This window comes from Streptomyces sp. CB00455 (assembly GCF_001905445.1).
Classification (GTDB): domain Bacteria; phylum Actinomycetota; class Actinomycetes; order Streptomycetales; family Streptomycetaceae; genus Streptomyces.
Genome location: NZ_LIVQ01000008.1, coordinates 1 through 25,288 on the forward strand (window position 1 = coordinate 1; position 25,288 = coordinate 25,288).

Here is a 25,288-nt window from a genome sequence, read left to right on the forward strand (position 1 = left end):
GTAGAAGGTGCCGTCGCGGAGCATGGCGAAGAGGACGCTGATGCGTTGGCGGGCGAGCCGCAGAAGTGCCTGGGTCTGGGTTTTGCCGCGGGCGCGTTGGCGGTCGTAGTAGGTGCGGGAGGCGGGGTCGGCGTTCATGCAGGCGAAGGCAGAGAGGAACATGGCGCGTTTGAGCTGCCGGTTTCCGCCTCGTGGTGCGTGTTCGCCGTGGATCGAGGTCCCCGAGGATCTGGTGGTGGGGGCGAGGCCGGCGTAGGAGGCGAGGTGGGCGGCGCTGGGAAAGCCGGTGCCGTCGCCGACGGTGACCAGCAGAACGGCGGCGGTCCTGACTCCGACTCCCGGCATCGAGGTCAGGACCTGGTGAAGAGGGTGAGCCTCCAGCAGGCTGCTGATCTGCGCTTCCAGGGCTCGGCGCTGGTCGTGAACCGCCGCGAGGGAGGCGGCCAGGGACGGGATCACGATGTCGAGGGTGCCGGTTCCCGGGACCACGACGGTCTGTTCGTCGAGAGCGTCGAAGATCTCGTCGATCAGCCGGGCGGCCATCCGCGGGGCTTTCGGGCGGATGAGTTCGACGAGTCTGCGGCGGCCGGCTTTCCGCAGTGCGGCCGGGGATCCGTGGCGTTCGAGGAGCCAGGTGACGGCCGGGTGGTCCAGCCGGGGCCCGAGAACGCGCTCCAGCGACGGGTGGAACTGGGTCAGCAGGCCGCGTATCCGGTTCGAAGTGCGGGTGGCTTCGGCGGCGAGGTCCTGGTTGAAGCCGGTCAGCACCGTGAGCTCGGCGGTGATCTCGTCGGTCAGCTCCAGCGACCGCAGGACGTGCGGCATGGTGCGGGCGGCGTCCGCGATCACCGCCGCGTCCTTCGCGTCGGTGATCGCCTCGCCCGGATACAGGTCAGCGATCCGCCGCATCGCGAGTCCGGGCAGGTAGGCGACCTCGCAGCCGGCGTCGCGGGCGACGGTCAGCGGCAGAGCGCCGATCGAGGCCGGCTGGTCCACGATCACCAGCACCGTGCCGAACTTCGCGATCAGCTTGTCGAAGACGGCCCGTAGTTTTGGTTCGCTGTTGGGCATCGGCTTGTCGAAGACTTTCTTGCCCGCCGGCGTCAGCCCGTGGCCGTGGTGGGAGCTCTTGCCGACGTCCATACCCAGGAAGACGCCCACATCGCCGGTGTCTAACATCGCACCTCTCCTGGGTGGTTGACCTGGCCGGCCTCGGCGTTGGCGCCGTGCTCGCGCATCCACGTTATGCAGACCTGCCGCCCACGTCTCTGTCCGGCATTGCGCCGGACCGGGCGGTGGCCGGGTCTCTCATCAGCGTCTCCGACGGCACCTCCCGGGCCCGGCGACACCACCCCCCAGGTCATCCGTTCGACAGAGGGGACACAGTCATACCGGGCCCGGAGGCCAGCGGTCCCGTTGCAGGACCGCGAAAAACATAACGGGGGCATCGGGCTCATCCTTCATCCCTGAACTCCATGCGGCGCCTCAAGCGGACCCGCACAGCCCGGTCCGCGATAGCCACGCCGGTGTACACGGCTCCCAGTACCGGCCCGAAAATCAAGGCAACCACAACCCCAGCGGGCTCTTCCGCGAACAGCACGCCCCCAAGACTGACAGGAACCGCGATATAGACACCCAGCTGGACCGGATGCTTTGTCACCCACCCCTGGAAACGAGTCAAGGACAACCGGCCCCATACTCCCGCTCTACCGCCAAGTACCTATCCATCAGCGACTTCCCCCGACTACCCATCCACCACACGCTACGCGCCTAACACCTGCTTCGGGCCAGGGGTCCCGCAGCTCCGCTGCGGACTGGTTCTGGCTCCGCTGCGCTCCACCAGAAATGGGCCTGCCAGGCAGCCCCAGGGCCTCGCGCTCCGCGCGACAGATGCCCCCACTTCACAGGGCCCGGGCTTCTTGCCCGTTAGGCTGACGCTGCTCCCCCAAACGGTCCTACCGGCTCCGCCTCCAGGACCCAGCCCGCGCTGTGGACGGCAGCAGGGACTACCCGCGCCGGGGCTCCAGGACCACCTTGCCGTCCTTCACGAACAGCCTCACCCGCTGCTCATTGAAGTCCATCGTCACCATGCTGCCCTCAGGCACTACATGGACCGAAACTTCCGGGAACTCCGCCCGGATCTGCTCACGGGCCTCCTCCGCCGGCTTCCCCATCAGCTCCGGCCACTCATTCTTCGCCTCCATCAACCCCTCCACAGTGGTGATCGCTCCAGATCCCGCCTCAACGCCACAGGTCTACCAATGGCTCCGCCCGGAAGGTGACGCCGTTTGGCGGGGTACGGGCCCCAGCCTCGCGACCGTGCCACGATCTCGCTAGCTGACTCCCTGAGCGTTCAAACTGGCTGTCAGATACCGCATCGAAGCCGGGGCACACCCGACCAGCACCACAGCATCACCGTCGCGACACTCGGCCACCTGCCAGCCGTGCTGCACCAACCGGGAATCTGAAAGGCCTCTCGACCGGACCCGAACCAGCTCCCACCGCGCTACGGGAAGTGGACTTCGGTGAAGGTCCCCGAGCTCCGTCGGCGTGACATGCAGCCTGGAACCCGTAGCCCAGAGGAAGACCAACGCCTCATCCCGGCAGTACGGGCGGTCACCAAGAACGCAGGCAACGAAACCCACCTCCGCCCCCTCCGCGAAACTCCGAGCCTTCCTCCTGGCCCTGCGCCTCTCATGCCCCACGTCAACAGACCGCCAAAAACGAGCTCCAGCAAGAAACCCAGCACGCGCCACCCCCGTCGGCCTCAGCCCTCCAGCTGCAAATCCAAACAGACGCAACCAAAGACCACACTCCTCCCCAGGGAGGAGTGCAGGACACCGTCCTCTACACCGCAGCCAGGAGGAAAGGTGGGCGCCTCCCCCTGAAGACTCTCCCAGCGCCGCAGGTGCTTCATTGTGATATCCGGATAGACTCAGGAATACGGCCAGAGTGCCACACCAGCCGGACACCCCCAGATGTCGTGGATCAGCAAATCTGCGCAGTACTCAACCTGCGACACCCGGGCAGACATCCTGTAACCGACATGCTCCCTTTCCGGTCCAGGCAGGTGCTCGCCGAGCCGAGGCACAGCAAAGCCCCCCACCGGTAGTGCTGGTGGGGGGCCTCGGCGTCAGTGGGGCGTTTCGGCCGGGCTGTCCAGGCCGATGGTCTAGTCCTGACTGCGATCTCTCGGACGTGTCAGTGCGCGACCTGCACGAATACCGCCCCGTGACAGTGAAATCGCCGCGATCTCTCACACCCATGACAGTGCGCCGCACCCCGGAAACCGACGCTGGCCTGCACCTGTGAACAGGCACTCCCATGGCAGCCGGCCATCCTCCCGATGGGCGTCCCGCGACAGCAGCTTGGTCATCTCATGACAGCCATGATCACTATCGCCGCGCACCATGACCAGGGAAAGACCACACATCTCTGCTGACGCCCATCCGATGTCACGGGCGCACCCATTCACACCTGGGCAGGGCATCGTGAGCGCGTTGGCCGCGCCCGATCGCCGGGGACCGAGTCGAACTGGCCGCTGACACGATGACGGCTACCTTCACCGGCACCATCACCGTGCGCGGCATCTACCGCCCCGGCCAGGGCTTCGCGGAGCTGACCCTGTTGGCGGTCGAGCCCCAGCAGTGGCGCGACCTGGAACACGCCACCCTGCATTGGTACACCCTGTACCGCGAAGGCGGGGAGCTCTACGGCTGTGGTGGTGACGCTGACGGCGGAGACCGTGCGACACCAGCGCACTCACCACCGCGACGTAGCCCCCGGGCAGCCGAACGGCCCGGGGACGCGAGCGGTTCAACCGCCGTACTGGGCGCGCCGCTGCTCCTTGCACGCCGCGCACAACGGCGAAGCCCCCACCCCGTATCTGCATGTTGGAGCGTGGCTTCTCTGCACTAACGCGAGTAGCCAGCCAAGCCTGCGGCGGCCACGAGAAGGGCGGCCCCTCTTTGGGGCCGCCCCTGGGCGCCTGGGCGCAACGGAACACTGCTCTCGACGATCAGTGGTCGTCGGTTTCTGGGTTGAACATGGCATGCAGGCTCTTGGCGGGCTTGAACATGAGAGTGCCTGGGATGCCAGGAGTGTAGGGAGTGCTCGCCCTCTTTGGGCCAGTCACATGCTTCGTGAAGCTGCCGAATCCATCCAGGTGCACAGGCCCGGAGGCCACATCACGCGGGATTGTTGCCGCGATGACCCGTAGGGCCGCTCGAGCCTTCTCCTGGGTCAGGCCGGCGCGCTCCGCGATCACTGTGATCATGTCTCTGTCGTTCATGTTCTTTCGTCTGCCTTCGTCCTGAGGGTGGATGGAGCGGCTGTCCACGCTGGGCGTGCAGCCCGACCAGGCGACCTCTCCCGCGCCTACGGCCAGCCGCAGGGCGAAGGGGCCGAGCAAGGCGCAGCAGGCATACCAGCGGGGCCTGGAGGCCCTCGCTCAATGGGTGGAGCGGGAAGGCGCGGACCGGCCGGTGCCCCGCGCGCACGGCGAGGAGATCACGGTCGAGGGCGAGGCGGAGCCGGTGACCGTGAAGCTCGGCGTGTGGGTCTCCAACACCAAGAGCCGGCGCGACAAGCTCACCCAGGAGCAGCTCGACGCACTCCCGGGAGCTGGGCGTCGACTGGGCCTGACAGCACGTCCGGAAGACTGCTCCTGGCGTGCTGAAGGGGGTGGGTCTGGGCGTAGGCATCGATGTCGCTCGGGACTGCACCGTGCGGGGGTTGCCCCATCTGCGGGCCGTCTTCTCCCGAGCACGGAGTCACGAGGCGAAGTTCTCAAGAGTCCGCGTCCAGACTGTCAACAGTTCCGATCTGAGCGGGCAACAGTTCTAAGCACCGAATGCCGACCTGCCTGCAGCTTTGGGCCTACAGAGGTTTCCTACCGGGGTCATCAGTGTTCACATGGTTTCCGATAAGCCAAGCTGGGCGGGTGGCCAGCTCGGCGGCCGCACCCGAAACGACACCCGCCCCATGCTCACAGGGGCGCATAGTTGGCGTCGTGAACACCGAACTGACCGTACTCCAGCAGGACAAGGCCGTGGGCCAGGACGACACGATACGGATGCTGCTGGGCGAGTCCAAGCGCTACAGCCGTGCCGTGCCGATCCGGCGCGCCTTCATCCAGGACGCCGACCCCGGCCCCCGCCTGGTCACGCGGCCCGGCCCGTTCCCCAAGCTGCTGCGCAGTCCCGGGCGGCTGGATCTCTTGCTGCTGATCCACTGTGTCGCCGCGCACGCCGAATGGGGCGTCACCCGTCGCTCCGAGACCTGGGGGCGCGCCGCGGGGATCTCGTTCGCCACCGACGGCACGGCGAGCGCCGCGGTCTCTCGGCACCTGGCCAAGCTGAAAGACCTGAAGCTGATCAGCACAGCGCCGGACGGCCGGATGACCCGCATCACCAAACTGCTCGAGGACGGCTCTGGGAACCCGTACACGCGGCCGTCGGGCAACGCGGAGGGCTCCCGCAAGGACATCTACTTCAAGGTGCCCTTCGCGTACTGGGAGCAGGGTTACTACAGGTCGCTGGACATGCCTGCGAAGGCGATCGAGGCATGGGAGAAGATCTCGTGCGGTGACGGCGCGAAGGGCCCGCGCGTCTACCACTGGGCGGCGGTGCGGCTGCCGGCCGTCGAGGAGTTCGACTACCAGGGCGAGGTCCCTTATCGGATGCGGTGGGCACTGGCCCGCCGTAGTATCCGCAGGCCCGATGAGATCGCCTACTACCTTGCTTACGCGCCCTTGGAGACCACCGTTCAGGAGCTGGTGCGGATGAGCAATCAGGACCTGTGGATCGGCCTCGGGGAGGGCGCCTCGCGGGATGCGAAGAGCGTACCTTCCCGAGTGATCGATTGTTGGTCACCGAGTAGGCCCGCGTTGCAGCGCGGGCCGGGAAGGCCCGCCCGTGCTCAGCGTAGTCAACGCCGACGGAACCACCGGGAGCGGCTCCTTGATGGACGAGATCGTCCGCGAGGGTGCGAGGCGGATGCTTGCCGCCGCCCTGGAAGCTGAAGTCAACCAGTACATAGCCGAGTTGACCGACAATCGCGACGAGTCCGGTCGTCGCCTCGTTGTCCGCAACGGCCACCATCACGAACGAACCGTCGCGACGGCCGCCGGGCCGATCCCGGTGAAAGCGCCGCGGGTGAACGACAAGCGCGTCGACGCCGTGACGGGCGAGCGCTAGCGGTTCTCGTCGCAGATCCTCGCCCCCTGGTGCCGGAAGTCACCGAAGATCAGCGAGGTCCTGTCCCTGCTCTACTTGCACGGCCTGTCCTCCGGTGACTTCCTGCCCGCGATGGAACAGTTCCTCGGCTCCTCGGCCGGTCTTTCTCCGGCCACCGTGACGCGGCTGACCAAGCAGTGGCAGGACGACCACGCCGCCTTCCAGGACCGCGCCCTGTCGGCAGCGACTACGTCTACGTGTGGGCCGACGGTGTTCACCCCAAGGTCCGCCTCGGTCAGGCCCACTCCTGTGTCCTGGTTCTGATGGGCGTGCGCACGGACGGCCGCATGGAACTCATCGCGGTCGCCGAGGGCCTGCGCGAGTCGACCGAGTCCTGGGCCGACCTGCTGAGGGACTGCCGCCGGCGCGGCATGACGGATCCCGAGCTGGTCGTCGGCGACGGCGCCATGGGTCTTTGGAAGGCCCTGACCGAGGTGTTTCCGCAGGCCAGGCACCAGAGGTGCTGGGTTCACAAGGTCCGCAATGTCATGAACACGCTTCCGAAGTCCGCGCAGCCCGGCGCGAAGAAGGCGCTCCAGGAAATCTACAACGCCGAGGACCGTGACCACGCCGAGAAGGCGATCAAGGACTTCGAGCGCAGCTACGGCGCGAAGTGGCCCAAGGCGGTGAAGAAGGTCACCGGCGAGGTGGATGAACTCCTGGCCTTTTACGACTTCCCGGCCGAGCACTGGGTGCACTTGCGCACGACGAATCCGATCGAATCCACCTTCAGCACAGTCAAGTTGAGAACCCGTGTCACCCGCGGCGCTGGCAGCTCGGCCGCCGCCTTGGCCATGGTGTTCAAGCTCGCCGAGTCCGCCCAGGCCCGCTGGCGTGCGATCACCGCACCCCACCTCGTCGCCCTCGTCCGCGCCGGAGCACGCTTCGAACGCGGCGTCCTGGTCGAACGTGGGGAGCCTTGTGCGGCGTGATGCTTCAGCGCGCTGTGCGTCCGAGCAGTCCGCTCAGCTCATGGGCGAGGGCGACCGAGGCCTCGATCTCGACCTTGCGGATCGATACGCTCTCCACGAGGAAACCGAAAGGCATGCCGAGCTTGCGACAGAAGGCGATCAGATCCCGGGCGTTCGCCAAACAATGCTCGTACGACTCGGCAAGCGTGTCGTCCGCGTGAAGCAGGGAGTTCTCGAGCCAGCGTGGAACCTCGACTCCGAGCCACTTGAGGAACGCCAGCGTCTTCACCGAACCGCACACCGACAGCGTAAAGAGCACGGGCTTCGGTGCGAGCTGCCGCTCACGGCAACCGTAGTAGTAGTCGGAGACCATGCTCTTGGCCGCGTCGGCGCTGTAGATGACCTGCGAGATGAAATACCCGCATCCCGCCTCCTGCTTGGTGATCAGCCGCAGATGCTCGTCAGGGCGCTCGGTGATGGCGACGCCACCGAGCAGCAGGTCCGGACGGACGTCGCGGCGCAGGACGTGCGCCGTCGACAGGCTCGTATGTATAGCCTTGTCCTTCAAGGACGCACCCACGAAGACCCCGAGCACGCGGTCCGCATCGGCCATCCGCAGCCAGGTCCGCAACTCCGCCTCGGTGTACTTGCCGACGCACCGATAGATCACCGCAGCGCGGTTCCACTCGCCGAGATATTCCGCGTGGTACGCGGCGGGATCCATGGTCGGCAGGTAGGGGAACGGGCGTTCCTCCGGATTGCGGTCGCTCTCGTCGTCGATGTCGTAGAGCGCCAGACCATCCACATTGAGGACGTCCAGCCGCGCCAAGGTGGCCGCGGTGATCTCTCGGATCCGCTCAGGAGCGATACTCAGGCGCGGCGGCGTGATGCCGAACAGAAGGACGCCGCTCTCGGCGTCAGTCACCAGCGTCCGGAGAGCCATGCTTTCGTTGTGATCCACCATGCCGCGGAAACTAGCAGCTCATCCACCAGGCGGTAGGCAAGCATCACTCTGTGAGACCGGATCCGGTGACGCCCCGCCCGAGGAAGCCACGGCAACAAACGCCTCCTGGATCAGGAAGCCGTCGCAAGGCCCTTGGCGACGCCACTCGTTCCCGTACGAAGCCCGACCGCTGCCGATCAGATCCACAGGATTTGACAATAACTCGGTGCGGATCGCCGGGACACGCTGGGCGATCGAGGGGTGCTTCCAGGCTGCGAAGAACGAGTGCGGGCTGGACCAGTACGAAGTCCGTCGCTACGTCGGTTGGTTACCGGCACATCACGCTCGCGATGCTCGCCCACGCCTTCCTGGCCGTGACGGCGCAACAGGTCCAGGAAAGAGGGGTGGCACCGAAGAGGCGGCCCGGGGTCATCGAGTTCACAGTGGCGGAGGTTCGGCGACTCCTGGCAGCTTGTCGTCCACGGCCCCCACACCTTCGTGGCCACCGAGGACGACATCACGCGTTGGGATGGTCGAGATGGCGCCGACGACGCCAAGCAGTCGCCCGCCGCTGCCACTACTTGCGGCGCTGTCGCACGATCGAGGGGCGGCCCGTCCAAGACCGCCCCTGACACCTCCGCGGCCCGCTACACTCCAGCCGCCCAGTGAAACCCGCAGGTCAGACCTCAAAGTCCTGCTGGAGTACTAGCCCTCCCTCGGCCGTGCCCTCGCCTTCCCCGGCGTCGACCGGGAGGACGAGGGCGCGCCACGAACGGCCCGGGTCCTGGGTTTACAAGGTGGTGCGGGTGCGGGTGCGGCGGACCACGCGGACTTCGGTGGTGCCCGGCGACTCCTCTCGGGTCTCGACCTCGCGGGCCAGGGCGGCGATGGTCGGGTGGGCGAAGAACTCGCGCATGGACAGGGCGATCCCCAGGGCCGTACGGAGCTTCGAGACCGCCTGCGTCGCCAGGAGCGAATGGCCGCCCAGGGCGAAGAAGTTGTCGTGTACGCCGATCCGGTCGGTGCCGAGCAGTTCCTGCCAGACCGCGCCGATCGCCCGCTCCACGGGGGTCGCGGGAGGCGTGTGCTCCTCCTCCGACGGCAGCTCCTTGCCCAGCGCCGCCAGGGCCTTGGCGTCGACCTTGCCGTTCGGCGAGGAGGGGAAGCCGTCCACGGCGGCGAAGCGTGCCGGGATCATGTAGCCGGGGAGCGTGCGGCCCGCGTGCTCCTGGAGGTCCCGCGCCGTCGGCGGCTCCGAGCCGGTCGCGGGTACAACGTAGGCGGCGAGCTGCCTGCCCCGGGTGGGGTGGTCCTCGGCGAGCACCTTGACCTGCGCCACCGCGGGATGGCCGGCCAGGGCGGACTCGACCTCGCCCAGCTCGATGCGGAAGCCCCGTACCTTGACCTGGTCGTCGGCGCGCCCCCGGTATTCGAGCAGGCCCTCCACGGTCCACGCCACCACGTCGCCGGTGCGGTACATCCGCTCTCCGGGCGGGCCGAAGGGGCACGCGACAAAGCGCTCCGCCGTCAGACCCGGGCGCCCGACGTAGCCGCGGGCGAGCGCCGCGCCGGCGAGGTACAGCTCGCCCGCCACACCCGGCGGCACCGGGCGCAGCCCGCTGTCGAGGACGTAGACCCGCGTATTGTCCAGGGGGCGCCCGATGGGGGCCGTGTAGGGCCAGGACATGGTGTCCGTCGGCAGGGCGAACCCGGTCGTGACATGGGTCTCGGCCGGTCCGTAGTGGTTCTCCAGGCGGCATTCGGGCCGCTCCGCGAAGAACTTCCGCATGCGGTCCGTGAGCACCAGCGCCTCACCGGCCTGGGCCACACGGCGCAGCGAGGCCAGCGGCAGGTCCTCGTCCTCGGCGATCTGGCAGAGCGTCTCGATGACGACGTTCGGCGCGTAGAGGCGGGTGATGCGCTCGCGGTCGACCCAACGAACGAACGCGGCGAAGTCGGCGCGGATGTCCATGTCCGGGATGACCAGCGTGTCGCCGACGACCAGGGTGGCCAGGATCTCCTGGACACTGACGTCGAAGCTCGGCGTCGTGAACTGCGCCGTGCGCCCACCGGCCGGCCCGGGCTGGGTCCGGCCCTCCCAGGACAGGAGGTTGACCAGGGTCGTGCCGGGCATCAGCACGCCCTTGGGGCGGCCGGTGGACCCCGAGGTGTAGACGAGGTAGGCCGGGTGGCGCGATGAGGCGGGGCGCGCCCGGTCCGCGTCTTCGAGGTCTGCGGCCGGCTGCCCGGCGAGGGCGGCGGCCTGTTCCCGGTCGTCGAGGCACAGCCGTCGGGCGGGTGTCCCGTCCAGGATCTGTGCGGCGAGCGGTGTGGTGGTCAGGGTAAACGTCGGCGCCGCGTCCTGCAGCATGTACGCGATGCGGTCGACGGGCTGCTGCGGATCCAGCGGCAGATAGGCCGCGCCCGCCTTGAGTACGGCGAGCACCGCGACCACCAGCTCCGGGGTGCGCGGCAGGAGCAGCCCGACGACGTCCTCGGCGCCCACCCCGTCGGCCACGAGCCGGCGGGCAAGGCGGTTGGCGCGGGCGTTGAGTTCGGCGTACGTCAGCGTGAGCGCGCCGAAGCCGATGGCGGGGGCCTCGGGCGTACGGGCGACCTGCCGCTCGACGAGTTCGGCGAGGCCCACGTCGGGCAGCGGGCGGCCGGTGGCGTTCCAGTCCGTCAGGAGCGTGCGGCGCTGCCCGTCGTCGAGGAGTTCGACGTCGCGGGGGCGCTGGTCCGGGTCGGCCGCGATGGCGGTCAGCATGCGAACCAGGCCCGCGGTGAGCCACTCGGCCGTGCTCCGGTCGAACAGGTCGAGCCGGTAGGTGACGTACCCGCCGAGTCCGGCGGGGGCGGCCTGGGCGTCCCGGTGTTCGGTGATGTTGAAGAGCAGGTCGAACATGGAGTGGCGCAGGTCGAACGTGTAGTCCTCGACACGCAGCCCCGGCAGCTCGAGCTCGCCGCCGGCGTTGTTCTGGAAGGCGAGCATCACCTGGAACAGCGGGTGCCGGCTGACCGAGCGGTCGGGATTCAGGGCCTCCACCAGGAGGTCGAAGGGCATGTCCTGGTTCGCGTACGCCGCGAGGCTGCCGGAGCGGGTACGGCGCAGGAGCTCCGCGAACGTGGCGTCGCCCGAGGTGTCCGTCCGAAGAACGAGGGTGTTGACGAAGAATCCGACCAGGTCGTCCAGGGCCTCGTCGGTGCGGCCCGCGAGCGGTGTCCCGAGCGGGATGTCCGTGCCGGCACCCGCACGGGACAGCAGGGCGGCGAGGGCCGTCTGGACGACCATGAACGTGCTTCCGCCGGTGCGCTCGGCCAGGGCGGCGAGACGCTGGTGCAGGGCGGCCGGAATCTCGAAGGGGACCACGCCGCCGCGGTGGCCGCTGTCCGGGGTTCGCGGGCGGTCCGTGGGCAGGTTCAGCTCGTCGGGCAGTCCCGCGAGGGCGTCCTTCCAGTACGCGCTCTGCCGGGCCAGGGCGCTGCGCGGGTCGTCGGCCTCGCCGAGGATCCGCCGCTGCCACAGGGTGTAGTCGGCGTACTGGACGGGCAGCGGGGCCTGCCCGGGGGCTTCACCCACGCACCGGGCGGTGTAGGCGGCGCCCAGGTCCCGCCAGAGCGGGCCGATGGACCAGCCGTCGCAGGCGATGTGGTGCACGACGATGAGCAGGATGTGGGCTCCCGGCGCCTCGGTGAAGAGGTGGGCGCGCAGCGGCAGGTCGGCGGTGACGTCGAACCCGTCGGCGGCCGCCCGGGCGACCTCTTCGGCGAGGCCGCCCGCCGTGCCGTCCGCGTCCGCGGCGTCGTGCCGCAGCAGGGCCGGCCTGGCCTCGTGCGGGGGCAGGATGCGCTGGTACGGCTGGCCCGCGACCTCCGGGTACACCGTACGGAGGCTCTCGTGCCGCTCCAGGAGGTCGGCCAGGGCCGCTTCAAGCGCGGCAGTGTCCAGGGCTCCTGTGAGGCGCAGCGCCCAGGGCATGTTGTAGACCGCGCGCTGGTCCTCGAAGCGGTTGAGGAACCACAGCCGGCGCTGCGCGAACGACAGCGGTACGACGTCCGGCCGGGGGCCCGCCTCCAGTGCGGGGCGGGCCGCGCCGCGGTCGCCGAGCCGGGGCGCGAGTTCGGCGACGGTCGGGCTCTCGAACACCGACCGGAGCGGCAGTTCCACCCCGCATTCGGTGCGGATGCGGGTGACCAGCCGTGTCGCCATCAGGGAGTGGCCGCCGAAGGCGAAGAAGCTGTCGTCGACGTTGTCCCAGGGGAGGCCCAGGATCTCACCGAAGAGCCCGCACAGCAGGCGCTCGGCCTCGGTGCGCGGCGCGCGGCCGGACTGCGCGCCGCGGTCGGGGGCGGGCAGGATCTTGCGGTCGAGCTTGCCGTTGGGGCTCAGCGGCAGGGCGTCGAGCTGGACGAAGACGGCGGGCACCATGAAAGTCGGCAGCCGGCCGGCCAGGTGGGCGCGCAGGGTGCCCACGTCCAGGGTAGCGCCGTGGGCCGAGGTGACGTAGGCCGTCAAGTACGAGTCTCCCGGCCTGTCCTGGCGTACCGTCACCGCCGCCTGGGCAACGGCGGGGTGGGCCGCGAGAACGGCTTCGACCTCGCCCGGCTCCACCCGGAAGCCCCTGATCTTGACCTGCTCGTCGGAGCGGCCGAACAATTGCAGCACGCCGCCCTCCTGCCACTGGGCGAGGTCGCCGGTGCGGTACATGCGCTCGCCGGGCGCGCCGAAGGGGCAGGCCACGAACCGTTCCGCCGTCAGCCGGGGCTGGTGGGCGTAGCCGCGGGCGAGGCAGGCTCCCGCGAGGTACAGCTCGCCGGTCACGCCGATGGGCGCGGGGCACAGCCGGTCGTCGAGGACGTAGGCGCGGGTGTTGCCGATGGGTCCACCCAGCGGTGCGGTGGGCGGCCAGGCCGTGCTGTCCTCGGGGAGCGTGTACATGGTGACGCCGTGGGTTTCGGCGGGACCGTAGACGTTGTGCAGGCGCCGTCCGGACCCAGCACGGTGGAAGGTCCGGGTCCGCTCGCCGAGCGTGAGGGCCTCGCCGCCCTGGATGACGTCGGTCAGCGAGTCGAGGGGCAGGCCCTGCTCGCGCGCGCTCTCGTAGAGGGCCTCGATGACCGCGGTCGGGGCGAACAGCTCGTTCACCCGTTGGCGTTCGATCCAGCGGGCGAGCTGCTCCGCGCTGCGGCGGACCTCGTCCGGGGGCACCACCAGGGTCTGGCCCTGGAGGAAGGTCGCCAGGACTTCCTCGACGGAGAAGTCGAAGCCGATGGAGCAGAACTGCGCGGTACGGGTGCCAGGGCCTCCGGCGGGGAACGCCTCGCGGTGGGCGGCGAGCATGTTGCGCAGGCCGGCGTGGGGCATGAGGACACCCTTGGGGCGCCCGGTGGAGCCCGAGGTGTAGATCAGGTAGGCGGGGCCTGCGTCCCGGAGGGGGCCGCCGCGCTCGTCGTCAGTCAGGTTCCCGGCCGGTCGGGCCGCGAGGTCGGCGGCCGTCGCGGGCGCGTCGAGGCAGATCGTCGGGGTGCCGTCGGGCAGGCCGTCCCGTCGGGCCTCGTGCGTCAGCGCCAGCGCGGGCCGGGTGTGCGTGAGCATGTAGGCGACGCGCTCGGCGGGGTAGTCGGGGTCGACCGGCAGGTAGGCGGCGCCGGCCTTGAGGACGGCGACCATGCTGACGAAGGTGTCGAGGCAGCGCGGCATCGTCAGGGCCACGATCTGCTCGGGTCCCGCGCCGTGTTCGGCGAGCAGCCGGGCCAGCCGGTTGGCGCGGTCGTTGAGTTCCCGGTACGAGAGGGACTCGTCCTCGAGGATCAGCGCCGTGGCCTCGGGGGTCCGCGCGGCCTGCTCCTCGAACTGCTCGACGACCGTCCGGTCCGGCAGCGGCCGTGCGGTGGCGTTCCACGTCTCCAGGACCAGGGACCGCTCCTCGGGCGGGAGCAGCTCGCTCGCGTCGATCCGCTGCCCGGGTTCGCGCACCGTCGAGGCCAGCAGGGTGAGGTAGTGGTCGGCCATGCGCCGCACCCGCGCCTCATCGAAGAGGTCGGTGGCGAAGACGAACCGGCAGAGGTAGCCGGACTCCTGCTTTTCCGCGTGCAGTTCGAGGTCGAAGCGGGTGGACTGGTCCGCAATGTCCACGACCTGCGCGGTCACGTCGCCGAGGTGCCAGGCGTCCTGGAAGTCGAGGTAGTTGCACAGGATCTGGAACAGCGGGTTGGCCCCCGGGTCGCGGCCGGGCGCGACCTCCTCGACGACCCGCGCGAAGGGTGCTTCCTGGTGGGCCTGCGCGTCCAGGGTCACGTCCCGGGTGCGGCGCAGGAGTTCCGCGAAGGTGGGGGTGCCCGAGAGGTCGGTGCGCAGGGCGACGGTGTTCACGAAGAACCCGATTGTGTCCTCGACCTCCGGGCGGGTGCGGTTGGCCACCGGGGTGCCGACGACGATGTCCTGCTCGCGCGTGTAGCGGTGGAGCAGGGCGTTGAGCGCCGTGAGCAGGACCATGAAGGGCGACACCCCCTGGCGGCGGCTCAGCTCGTCCAGCTCCCGCGCGAGGTCCGGGGACACCTGCACGGCGACGGAGGCGCCGCGGAAGCTGGGAACGGCGGGGCGGGGCCGGTCGCTGGGCAGGTCAATGACGGGCAGGGTGCCGGTCAGCCGGTCCTTCCAGTAACGGACCTGGCGTTCGACCTCGGCGCTCGCCCCTTCGCCCTGCTCCCACACCGCGTAGTCCGCGTACTGCAGGGGCACGTCGGGGAGCCGGACCTCCCGCCCAGCGGCGGCGCCCTCGTACAGGGCCCACAGCTCCCGGAAGAAGATCCCCTCGGACCAGCCGTCGGTGATGCTGTGGTGGAAGTTGACGAAGAGGTAGTGGCGGGTGGCGGAGGTGCGGTACACCCGGGAGCGCACGAGCGGCTCGGCGATCAGGGGGAAGGGGATGCGGCTCTCGGCGGCCAGCAGCCTGCGCACCTCGGTCTCGGCCTCGGCCTCCTCCAGGGCGGAGAGGTCCTCGCAGGGCATGTCGAGCGTCAGGGACGGCAGGATGTCCTGGAAGAGTTCCTCGCCCTGCCTGGTGTAGCGGGTGCGCAGGGCCTCGTGTCGGGCGACGACCCCGCCCACGGCGTCGCGCAGTACGTCGAGCCGCAGAGCGCCGTCGATGCGGACGGCGAACGCCACGTTGTAGGCGGCGTTGCGGCCGTAGAGCTGGTCGAGGAACCACAGGCGCTTCTGCGCGCTGGAGGCGGGGACCGAACCGGTGCGCGGTGCCCGCGTGATGGTCCCGGCGGCGGGGGTGTCGCGCTTGCCGCCACGGAGCTTCTGCAGGAGGGCGTCGCGCATCGCGGACGCGGTGGGTGCCGCTTCGTGTGCCGTCATCTCAGGCCTCCGCTCCGCTGGACAGGACGCGCCGGACGATCGCCACGGCGGCGTCGATGTCGGCGGAGGTGACGCCCGAGTGGGTGACGGCGCGCAGTCGGCCGTGGCCCAGCTCGGCCACCGCGAGCCCAAGCCGGCCCGCGGCGTCGGCGAAGGTCTGCCAGGTGAACCCGGGGGCCGTCACCCGGAACATGACGATGTTGGTCTGCACGGCGGCCGGGTCGACCTCGATGCCGTCGGTGTCGGCCAGGCCCTTGGCCAGCCGCAGGGCGTTGTCGTGGTCGTCGGCGAGCCGGCCGATGCCGTCGAGCGCGACGAGGCCGGCGGCGGCGAGGAGTCCCGCCTGGCGCATGCCGCCGCCGAGCATCTTGCGGACCCGGCGGACGCCCCGGATGAACTCCGTGTCCCCCGCCACCATCGACCCGATGGGCGCGGACAGCCCCTTGGAGAGACAGAACTGGACCGAGTCGGCGTACCGCACGAGTTCCGCGGCGGGCTTGCCGAGGGCGACTGCGGCGTTGAAGATCCGAGCTCCGTCGACGTGGACGGCGACCCCGCGCTCGTCGGCGAACGCGCGCACCTCGCGCTGGTAGTCCATGGAGAGCACCACGCCGCCGCAACGGTTCTGGGTGTTCTCCAGACAGATCAGGGACGGCAAGGCGAACTGGGGGTCCTCCAGGTCATCCGGGAATCCCGCCCGCAGGTCGTCCAGCGCCAGCCGGCCGTCGGCCTGGTTGGCGATGGGCTCGTAGGCGACGCCGCCGAGGACGGAGGCGCCGCCGGCCTCGTAGACGTAGATGTCGCTCTCCGCCCCGACCAGGACCTTCGACCCGCGGGGCGAGTGCGTCATGATCGAGGCGAGGTTGGCCATCGTGCCGCTCGGCATCAGGCAGGCGGCCTCCTTGCCGAGCAGGCCGGCGACCCTGGCCTCCAGTTCGTTGACCGTCGGGTCCTCGCCGTACACGTCGTCGCCGAGGCGCGCCTGGACCATCGCGCGGAGCATGGCGGGGGACGGCAGGGTGAAGGTGTCGCTGCGTAGCTCGATCACGGGGGGTGTCTCCTGGAGCTGGTTCGTCAGTGGGAAGTCGAGGAAGTCCGGGCCGAGTCCCCGGCGGCCGCGAGGGCGGCGCCGAGGTCGTCGGCCAGGGCCTTGAGGTGCGGGGCGCGCACGATGTCGTAGTGGTCGGCCTTGAGCTCGCGCAGGACCATGCGCCCCCGCGTCAGGGGAGCCCAGCGCGCGGCGGCCCCGGCGCGGGCGCCGTCCGTTCCCTGGTAGAACCTGACCGCCCCGTCGTAGGGCCGGGGCCGGTAGGCCACCGACAGCCGGAGGTTGGTGCGGAATACCTCGTAGTGGCGGCCGAGCCTGGTGGCGGTGACGCCAGTGTCCGCGGACGCGGCGTCCAGGTGACGGGCGAGGGCGCCCAGGGCCTCGGCGACGTGTCCGCCCTCCACGGGTGCGGCCACGTCGGCCGGCAGGACGGCGCCGGCGGCCCCGCCGGCGGAGCCGAGCACGTCCACGGCGAAGGCCTCCAGGAGTTCGGACTCCCCCGGCGGCGGGCCTGCGTCCGGGAAACCGCTGTCGATCATGGCGAGCAGTACGACTTCCTCACCCTCTTCAGCGAGCCGGCGGGCCATCTCGTACGCGACCATCCCGCCGAACGACCAGCCGCCCACGGCGTACGGGCCTTCGGGCCGGACCGCGCGTACGGCCCGCAGGCACCGCTCGGCCAGGGCCTCGACCGAGTCGGGCAGCTCCTCGCCGTCGGCGAGGCCCGGCGCGGGCAGCGCGTACACCGGCTGCTCGTCACCGAGGGCGGAGGCCGTCTCCCGGTAGCAGGTCACTCCCCCGCCGACGGGATGGACCAGGAACAGCGGGGGGCGGTGGCCGCCGCCGCGCATCGTCACGAGGTCCGCCGAGCCGTCCGCCGCACCGGGCTCCCGCCGCAGCAGCGCCGCCTGGCCCGCGATCGTGGGGTGTTCCAGGACCGCCGCCACCCCGAGCGCGCGCCCGAACTCGGCGTTGATCAGCGACACCAGGCGCACGGCCATGAGCGAGTGCCCGCCCAGGGCGAAGAAGTCGTCGTGGACGCCGAGTTCCGTGGCGTCCAGGAGCCGCTGCCACAGGCGCAACAGTCGGTCCTCGTCTGCGTCCGAGGGCGGGGTCGGCGCGCCGTCGGCGCGGGCCGCGCCGGGCGCGGGCGGTTGCGGGAGCGCCTTCCGGTCGAGCTTGCCGCTGCCGGTGAGCGGCATGGCGTCGATCCGCATCCAGGTGGCGGGCACCATGTAGGCGGGCAGCCGCTCGCGCAGGTACCCGGCCGTGTCCGCCGGGTCGGGGTCCGCGCCGGCCGCCGCGACGACGTACCCGACGAGCCGGTCCTCGCGCAGGACGACGGCGCATTCGGCGACGTCCGGGTGCCCGGCGAGGACCGCCTCGATCTCCTGGAGCTCGATGCGGAAACCCCGCAGCTTGACCTGGGAGTCCACCCGGCCCCGGTATTCGAGGGTGCCGTCCGGCAGCCAGCGGGCCAGGTCGCCGGTGCGGTACATGCGCCGCCGCACCCCGTGCCGGTCGGTGTGGTGGATGAAGCTCCGCTCCGTCAGGTCGGGGCGGCCGTGGTAGCCGTCGGCAAGTCCCACACCGCTGAGGTGCAGCTCGCCCGTGACGCCCACCGGGACGGTGTGTCCGCGCCGGTCCAGGACGTGAGTCTGCATGTTGGCGATCGGGCGGCCGATCGGCACCACGCCGCGCCCGTCGTCCCGGCAGAGCCAGGCGGTGACGTCCACGGCGGCCTCGGTTGGCCCGTAGAGGTTGTGCAGCTCGGCCCCGAGGACCGCGAAGAAGCGGGTCTGCAGGTCGTGCGGCAGTGCCTCGCCGCTGCAGATGACCCGGGTGAGGCCGGTGCACTCCCGGGCCAGGGGCTCCTCGACGAACGCCTGGAGCATGGACGGGACGAAGTGGGCCGTGGTGATCCCTTCGGCGGTCACCAGGCGGGCGAGCCGGGCGGGGTCACGGTGCGCGCCGGACCGGGCGTGCACCAGCGTCGCGCCGACGAGCAGCGGCCAGAACAGCTCCCACACCGACACGTCGAAGGTGTACGGGGTCTTGTGCAGGACCCGCTCCCCGGCGCGAAGGCCGTACTCGTCCTGCATCCACAGCAGCCGGTTGCAGATGGCCCGGTGGGACACCACGACGCCCTTGGGCGTGCCGGTCGAACCCGACGTGAAGATCATGTACGCGGGGTCCTCGGGCGCGCTGACGACCGGCTCCGCCGCGCCGCGGACGTCCAAGGCCGGTCCGGCGCCGGAATCCGCCCGTACGACCGTGATTCCCGGGGCGTCGTCGAGCCGGGTCGCACCCGGCTCGGCCGTGACGACCACGGAGATCCCGGCGGCATCGAGGACCTGCCTCAGGCGCAGGTCGGGATGGTCCGGATCCAGGGGCACGTACGCGGCCCCGGCCTTAAGGACCGCGAGCAGGGCGACGGACAGGTCGAGCGAACGCTCCATGTACAGGCCGACGAACTGCCCCCGGGCCACGCCGTGGGCGCGCAGGGCGCGGGCCAGCCGGGCGGCCCGTTCGTCGAGGGCGCGGTAGCTCAGCTCCTCCCCTTCGTAGCGGACGGCGGGCGCGTCGGGGCGCAGGCGCACCTGCTCCTCGACCAGGGTGTGCAGGACGTGGGGCTTGTCGTAGGTGCGGTCGGTGGCGTTCCACGACGCGATCCGCTCGTGCTCGGCGGTCGTGAGCAGGTCCGCGTCCTCGTAGCGCCCGTCGGGGTCGTCCGCCATGGCGGCGAGCACAGCGGCGTAGTAGCCGTGGAACGCGGCGATCTGCTCCTCGTGGAACTGCCCGGCGTCGTACCGCAGGCCGAGGGTGAGCTGCTCGTCCGAGCTGCCGGCCGCGAACTCGGCGCCGAAGGGGAAGTTCGTGGGCGCGGTGCCCTCCGCTTCGAGGACGACGACGTCCCCCTGCCGCGCGACGGTGTCCTCGACGTGGAAGCGGGTGTAGTTGAAGAAGCTCTCGAACAACTCCGACCCGCCTGTGCGCCGCATGATCTCCGGCAGCGGGAAGCGGCGATGGGGCTGGATGTCGATGTCCTGGCGGGCCATCTCCTCGATCAGCCCGGCCCAGCTGCCACCGGTGAGGCGGCCGCGGAACGGGAGGGTGTTGAGGAAGACGCCGAGCGTCTTGTCGGCGTCGCGTTCCTCGCCGCGCCCGTTGTAGACGACGCCGGTGAGCACGTCCTCAGCCCCGCTGAGCAGGCTCATCACCCGCAGGTGGGCGGCGAGGAGCACACAGCGCAGGGGTACCCCGAGCCGGGCGGCCAAGGCCGGGAGCGCGGCCGTCACCTCGGGGGCGAGCGGGGCCTCGTGGAAGCGCATGTCCGAGCCGCCGCCGCAGTGCGGGGGCTGAGCCGGGCGCGGCAGCCGGGTGGGCGAGGCGCCGTCGAGCTCCGCCGTCCAGTACGCCGCGGTCTCCTCGTCCGCCAGCGCCGCGGCTTCCAGGGCGACGAAATCGACGAAGCGCGAGGCGGGCGGGGTCGTGTCCGGCTGCCCGGTGCCTGCGACGGCGCGGGCGTAGCGCAGCAGCAGCTCGGCGAAGAGCGAGCGTTCGCTCCAGCCGTCCAGGATGGCGTGGTGCTCGGTGACGAAAAGCTGGAGGGTGTCCTGCGTCAGCCGCTGGACGTGGAACCGGATCAGCGGTGCCCGCTGCCAGTCGAAGGGCAGCTCCTGCTCCCGCGCGCTGCGGGCCTCGACGGCCGCGCGCCGGTCCTCGGCGCTGAGATCGGTCAGATCCTCGTAGGTCAGCGGGAGTTCGACGTCGCGGTGCACCAACTGCGCCGGTTCGGAGAGGGAGTGCAGATCGAAGGAGGTCCGCAGGATCTCGTGCCGGCCGATCGTCTCGGCGACCGCGGCCCGCCAGGCGGCGACGTCCCAGCGGGCGCGGATGCGGTAGGTGGAGGTGTTGTGGTATTCGGCCGTGCCGTCGGTGGACAGCCCGCTGTGGAACAGCATCCCCAGCTGCATCCGGGTCATCGGGTAGGCGTCGTCGAGGCCGTCCGGCAGCAGGGCGCGGTCCGCCTGGGACAGTAGGGCGAACGCCTCCCGCCGGGCCTCGGGCTCCGCGCGCGGGGTGCGTACGGTGACGGCGTCGGCCAGGCCGCGGATGGTCTGGCGGGTCATCAGGTCGGTGAGCCTGAAGTCCAGGCCCGCCTCGCGGGCCAGGGAGAGCAGCTGGATGCTGCGGATCGAGTCGCCGCCGAGGGCGAAGTAGCCGTCGTCGATGCCCACCCGCTGTCCCAGGACCCGGCCCCAGATGTCGGCGAGCGTGCGCTCGACGGCGGTGCGCGGCGCGACGTGGTCCGCGGACTGACCCGACGGGCCCTGCGCGGAGTGCGGTTCGGGCAGCTTGTCGCGGTCGATCTTCCCGTTGGCGGTCAGCGGGAAGGCGGGCAGCACGGTGTACGAGGCCGGCACCATGTGCTCCGGCAGCAGCCCGGTCAGATGACCGCGCAGGGCGTGCGCGTCGGGAGCCGTGGCCGGGGCGGCCGCGTACGCGGCCAGATAGGGGTGACCGGCCTCGTCGGTGCGCAGCAGCACCACCGAGTCGGAGACGTCCTCGTGGGAGCTCAAGGCGGCCTCGATGTCCCCGAGCTCGATGCGGAAGCCGCGCAGCTTCACCTGTCGGTCGATGCGCCCGCAGTATTCGAGGTCGCCGTCGTGCAGGACGCGTACGAGGTCTCCGGTGCGGTACAGGAGCTCGCCGTCGCAGTCCGTGAACGGCGCCGGTACGAAGCGCTCGGCGGTCAGGTCCGGACGGTTGAGGTAGCCGTCCGCCAGCCCGGCCCCGCCGACATACAGCTCGCCGGGAACCCCGGTCGGAACGCTGCGCCCGTGCCGGTCGAGGACGTGCAGCCGCAGGTCGGGGATCGGCCTGCCGATCACGCTCCCGCGGCCCTCGTCGAGGTCGCGCAGCGAGATCGGCCGGTAGGTCACGTGGACGGTCGTCTCGGTGATCCCGTACATGTTGACGAGCAGCGGCGAGGTGTCCCCGTGCCGTTCGAACCACTCCCGCAGGGCGGGCAGGTCCAGGGCCTCGCCGCCGAACACGACCAGGCGCAGGGTAAGGGCGGCGGACGCCTCCTTGTCGGCCCGCATGAGCTGGTAGAAGGCGGACGGCGTCTGGTTGAGGACGGTCACCCGCTCGGCGCTCAGCAGCCGGTGGAAGGCCTCGGGGTCGCGGCTCGTCTCGTAGGGCACCACGACGAGGCGGCCGCCGTACGCCAGCGCTCCCCACAGCTCCCACACCGAGAAATCGAAGGCGTAGGAGTGGAAGAGGGTCCACACGTCCTGCGGTCCGAAGCCGAACCAGTGGTCGGTGGCGGAGAACAGCCGGGCGATGTTGCGGTGCGGGATGAGCGTGCCCTTGGGCCGACCCGTCGAGCCGGAGGTGTAGATGACGTACGCGAGGTCGTCCCCGGTCACCTCGACGGCCGGGGCGGTCCTCGGCTGCCCTGCGATGGCCTCGGCGTCCGCGGCCAGGTCGATGACCCGGGCGCCGGCGCCCTCCCACCACACCGGCACGCCCTCGCCCACCACCAGGGTGGCGACGCCGGCGTCCTCGGCCATGAAGCGGAGCCTGTCGGTCGGGTAGGCGGGGTCGAAGGGGACGTAGCATCCGCCGGCCTTGAGGATGCCGAGGATCGCGACGACCAGGTCGGCGGTACGGTTCATACTCAGGCCCACCAGGTGCCCGGGCCCGACACCGGCCGCCCTCAGGTGGTGGGCCAGCCGGTTGGCACGGCCGTCCAGTTGGCCGTACGTGAGCTGCTCGCCGCCGTCGACCACCGCGACGGCGTCGGGCGTGCGCGCCGCCCACTGCCCGAACCGCTCGTGGCACGGCTGTGGCGCCGGTCCGGCCGTACGGCCCTGCGGCAGGGCCGGGGCCTGCCGTGCGAGCTCGGCGTCGGTCAGCACGCGCAGGGCCGAGACGGGCGCGTCGGGGTTGCGGGCGATGCTCTCGATCAGCACGCCGTAGTGCTCGGCCAGGAGGGCGACGGTCTCCGCGCCGAACAGGTCGGCCCGGTACTCGAAGGAGCACTCGACGCCCGTCGGACCGTCCGTCGCGTCGAGCAGCAGGTCGAACTTGGCCTGGGACAGGGGCGTCGGGAGCCATTCGACGTCGACGCCCGGCAGGGTCCAGGTCAGGTCGCCGGCGCGGTTCATGCCGAACATGACCTGGAACACGGGGGACGCGGCCGCCGCGCGCTGCGGGTTCTTCATGTCCACGAGCCGCTCGAACGGGATGTCCTGGTGGTCCTGGGCCTCCAGGACCCGGTCGCGGACCTGGCCGAGCAGTTCGCGGAAGGTCGGATCGCCCGCCAGGTCCGAGCGGAAGACCGTGGTGTTGACGAACAGCCCGACCGTCTTCTCGAACTCCTCGCGGTTGCGGTTGGCGATGGGCGTGCCGACGACGATGTCGTCGAGCCCGCTGTAGCGGTTCAGCAGCACCTTGAAGGCGGCGAGGAGCCCCATGAAGAGCGTGCCGCCCGCCTCCAGGCACAGGCCGCGCAGCGCTTCCACGGCCCGGTCGGGCAGCTCGAAGACATGGACCCCGGCGGTGCCGGGTGCGGGCGCGTCCTGCCGGCGGGGCCGGGGGGTGGGCAGTTCGAGCAGCGGGAGGTCACCGGCGAGCCGCTCCTGCCAGTAGCGCTCCTGCCGGGCGGCCGCCTCGCTTTGCAGCCACTCGTCCTGCCACTCGGAGTAGTCCGCGTACTGAACCTCCGGCGGCTCCTGGGCGTCCGGCGCGCCCGCGACGAGGCTCGCGTAGCCGCGGGAGAGTTCCTCCAGGAGGATGCCGGTGGACCAGCCGTCGGTGACGATGTGGTGCGCGTCGATCAGCAGCACCGAGGTACGGGCGGACCTGCGCAGCAGCGCGACCCGGAACAGCGGTCCGCCGAGCAGGTCGAAGGGCCGGTCGCTCTCGCGCCGTACCCACCGCGCGACGGCCGCGTCATCGTCGGCCACCTCCTCGACCCGCCAGTCCACCCGGCCCTCGGGGCTGACCAGTTGGAGCAGCTCGCCGTCACGCACGGCGAACCGGGTCCGCAGCGCCTCGTGCCGGTCCACCAGGCCCTGGGCGGCCTCCCGCAGCGCCTGTTCGTCGACCGTGCCGGTCAGCGTGTAGAAAAGGGGCACGTGGTAGGTCGACGCGTCGCCGGCCAGCTCCTGCAGGAAGTACATGCGCTTCTGGGCCCGCGAGGCGGGGAACACATAGAAGTCCTGGCCGCCGGCGCCGCCCGGCCGGCTCGTGGTCGCGGCCTCCGACTGGCTTGCACTCAACGTGAATTCCTGTTCTCTCGTTCGCGGGTGGTCCAGATATCAGCCGGCCGTGATCCCGACGAGTCGGTCACCGGCCTGGAGCGGCGGGTAGACCTCGAGGGCGTCCGCCGGGTGGTACTCGATGTCGATCGTGGTGCCGAGGCCCAGCTCGGTGGCCAGCTCGAGGAGCACGTCCATGGCCACGTGGTCCTCCAGGGCGAACCCGGTGGAGTCGAAGACGGAGGTGCGCGTCCGGTGCGGCTGCGCCAGCTCGGGCTTGGCGCACAGGTCGGCCAGGTGCGCGCCGACCGCGTCCGCGCCGAGCTGCTGGCACTCGCCCTCGCGCAGGGCCTGCTCTATGTGGTCGGTGCAGATGAACGCCCGCTCCAGCAGGTCCTTCGGCAGCTCGGTCTTGCCCGGCAGGTCCGCCCCGATGGCGTTGACGTGCAGGTGCTCGCGCACGCCGGCGTCCTGGAAGACCGGGCCCGCGCCGACCTCGACCGAGGTGGCGGTGCACAGGATGTCCGCCGCGGCGACGACTTCGGCGGCCGGGGCGATCTGTACGTCGAGGCCGAGGAACTCCACCCGTTGCGGGAAGCCGGCGACGTGGCGCGGGTCGATGTCGTGGACGAGGACCTTGCTGATGTCGAAGACTCGGCTGAGGCCGTGCAGTTGGGTCACCGCCTGCGCGCCTGTGCCGATCAGGCCGACCACGCTGCTGTCGGGGTGCGCGAGCAGCCGGCTGGCGACGGCCGAGGCCGCGCCGGTGCGGATCGCGGTGAGCACGACCCCGTCGGCCAGGGCCACCAGGCGGCCCGTGACGTCGTCGAAGCGGGCGACGGTACCGAGGATGGTCGGCAGCGAGCAGTGCTCGGGGTTGCCCGGGGAGTAGGCGACCGTCTTGAGTGTGACGCTCTTCCCGGGCTCATGGTGCGGCATCCACTCCAGGCAGCCCTGGCCGTTGGCCTCTCTGATGAATCCGTCACGGGCGGGGGTGATGCCGCCCTCGCCGTTCGCCAGTGCGCGTAAAGCGACGAGGAGGCGGTCGGTGACCCGGTCCATCACCTCGTTCCGGCCGATGGTGCCGATGATGCGGGCTATGTCCCGCGCGTCCAGAACTACGGTGGTCATGAGGGAACTCCGTGGTAGTGGGTGCTCGCTGAAGAAAGAAGGAAGGGGAGGGGTACGGGGTTCACCGGGACGCGCCGTCGGTGGCCTCGACGAGCGACCGCGGCCGCATGTCGGTCCAGGACTCCTCGACGTACTTCAGGCACGCCTCGCGGTCCGCCTCGCCGTAGATCGTCTCCCAGCCCGCGGGGACCTCTGCGAAGGCCGGCCACAGGGAGTGCTGTCCCTCGGCGTTGACCACGACGTGGAACGTGCCGTCGGCGTCCTCGAACGGATTGGACATGGGTGGTTTTCCCCTCTGCTGTCGGATGGGGCGGGTATCGGATGAGCCGGTATCGGATCGGCGGGTGTCGGATCGGCGGGTATCGGACGCATCCGGTCGGAC

The 25,288-nt window shown here is 70.7% G+C and carries 9 protein-coding genes and 4 pseudogenes; 4 read left to right on the top strand and 9 right to left on the bottom strand.

The window, feature by feature from the left end; translation table 11 throughout:
* The 3 genes from AMK16_RS27560 to AMK16_RS27580 all read right to left on the bottom strand — a co-directional run.
* Positions 1 to 1,179 (bottom strand): IS110 family transposase (locus AMK16_RS27560; RefSeq protein ID WP_073920175.1); only part of this gene is annotated, 1,179 nt, incomplete at its 3' end.
* An 827-nt stretch (positions 1,180 to 2,006) separates the two neighbouring features.
* Entirely contained in the window at positions 2,007 to 2,204 is a 198-nt protein-coding gene (locus tag AMK16_RS27570) for a serine protease inhibitor (RefSeq protein ID WP_143196900.1), read from the bottom strand.
* Positions 2,205 to 4,018: 1,814 nt separating this feature from the next.
* Positions 4,019 to 4,291: an HU family DNA-binding protein gene (locus tag AMK16_RS27580; RefSeq protein WP_073920056.1), complete on the bottom strand. Its 273-nt coding sequence runs from the start codon at positions 4,289 to 4,291 to the stop codon at positions 4,019 to 4,021.
* A gap of 34 nt (positions 4,292 to 4,325) precedes the next feature.
* Here AMK16_RS27580 and AMK16_RS37695 point away from each other — a divergent pair.
* The 3 pseudogenes from AMK16_RS37695 to AMK16_RS27595 form a co-directional block, all read left to right on the top strand.
* Positions 4,326 to 4,644, top strand: a pseudogene (locus AMK16_RS37695) (helicase associated domain-containing protein); the annotation flags it as partial.
* Between the two features lie 916 nt (positions 4,645 to 5,560).
* A pseudogene (locus AMK16_RS38610) lies at positions 5,561 to 5,788 on the top strand (IS701 family transposase); the annotation flags it as partial.
* A gap of 127 nt (positions 5,789 to 5,915) precedes the next feature.
* Positions 5,916 to 7,168 (top strand): annotated as a pseudogene (locus tag AMK16_RS27595) (IS256 family transposase).
* Positions 7,169 to 7,172: 4 nt separating this feature from the next.
* Here AMK16_RS27595 and AMK16_RS27600 read toward each other — a convergent pair.
* Entirely contained in the window at positions 7,173 to 8,111 is a 939-nt protein-coding gene (locus tag AMK16_RS27600) for a methylenetetrahydrofolate reductase (RefSeq protein ID WP_073920057.1), read from the bottom strand.
* A gap of 211 nt (positions 8,112 to 8,322) precedes the next feature.
* On the opposite strand from AMK16_RS27600, the pseudogene AMK16_RS37700 reads away from it, so the two are divergent.
* A pseudogene (locus tag AMK16_RS37700) lies at positions 8,323 to 8,470 on the top strand (IS701 family transposase); the annotation flags it as partial.
* 410 nt (positions 8,471 to 8,880) lie between these two features.
* Here the strand turns inward: AMK16_RS37700 and AMK16_RS27610 are convergent.
* The 5 genes from AMK16_RS27610 to AMK16_RS27630 form a co-directional block, all read right to left on the bottom strand.
* A complete protein-coding gene (locus AMK16_RS27610; protein WP_073920058.1) occupies positions 8,881 to 15,456 on the bottom strand; it encodes a non-ribosomal peptide synthetase in 6,576 nt (2,191 codons plus the stop codon).
* Position 15,457: 1 nt separating this feature from the next.
* The gene (locus AMK16_RS27615; RefSeq protein ID WP_073920059.1) at positions 15,458 to 16,504 is read right to left on the bottom strand and encodes a GntG family PLP-dependent aldolase; all 1,047 of its coding nucleotides are present in this window, start codon (positions 16,502 to 16,504) and stop codon (positions 15,458 to 15,460) included.
* Positions 16,505 to 16,530: 26 nt separating this feature from the next.
* A complete protein-coding gene (locus AMK16_RS27620) occupies positions 16,531 to 23,796 on the bottom strand; it encodes an amino acid adenylation domain-containing protein (RefSeq protein ID WP_073920060.1) in 7,266 nt (2,421 codons plus the stop codon).
* Between the two features lie 39 nt (positions 23,797 to 23,835).
* Positions 23,836 to 24,906 carry an ornithine cyclodeaminase family protein gene (locus tag AMK16_RS27625; protein WP_073920061.1) on the bottom strand — a complete coding sequence of 357 codons (1,071 nt, stop codon included), beginning with the start codon at positions 24,904 to 24,906 and terminating at the stop codon, positions 23,836 to 23,838.
* A gap of 61 nt (positions 24,907 to 24,967) precedes the next feature.
* A complete protein-coding gene (locus AMK16_RS27630) occupies positions 24,968 to 25,186 on the bottom strand; it encodes an MbtH family protein (protein ID WP_073920062.1) in 219 nt (72 codons plus the stop codon).
* Between the last annotated feature and the right edge of the window lie 102 nt (positions 25,187 to 25,288).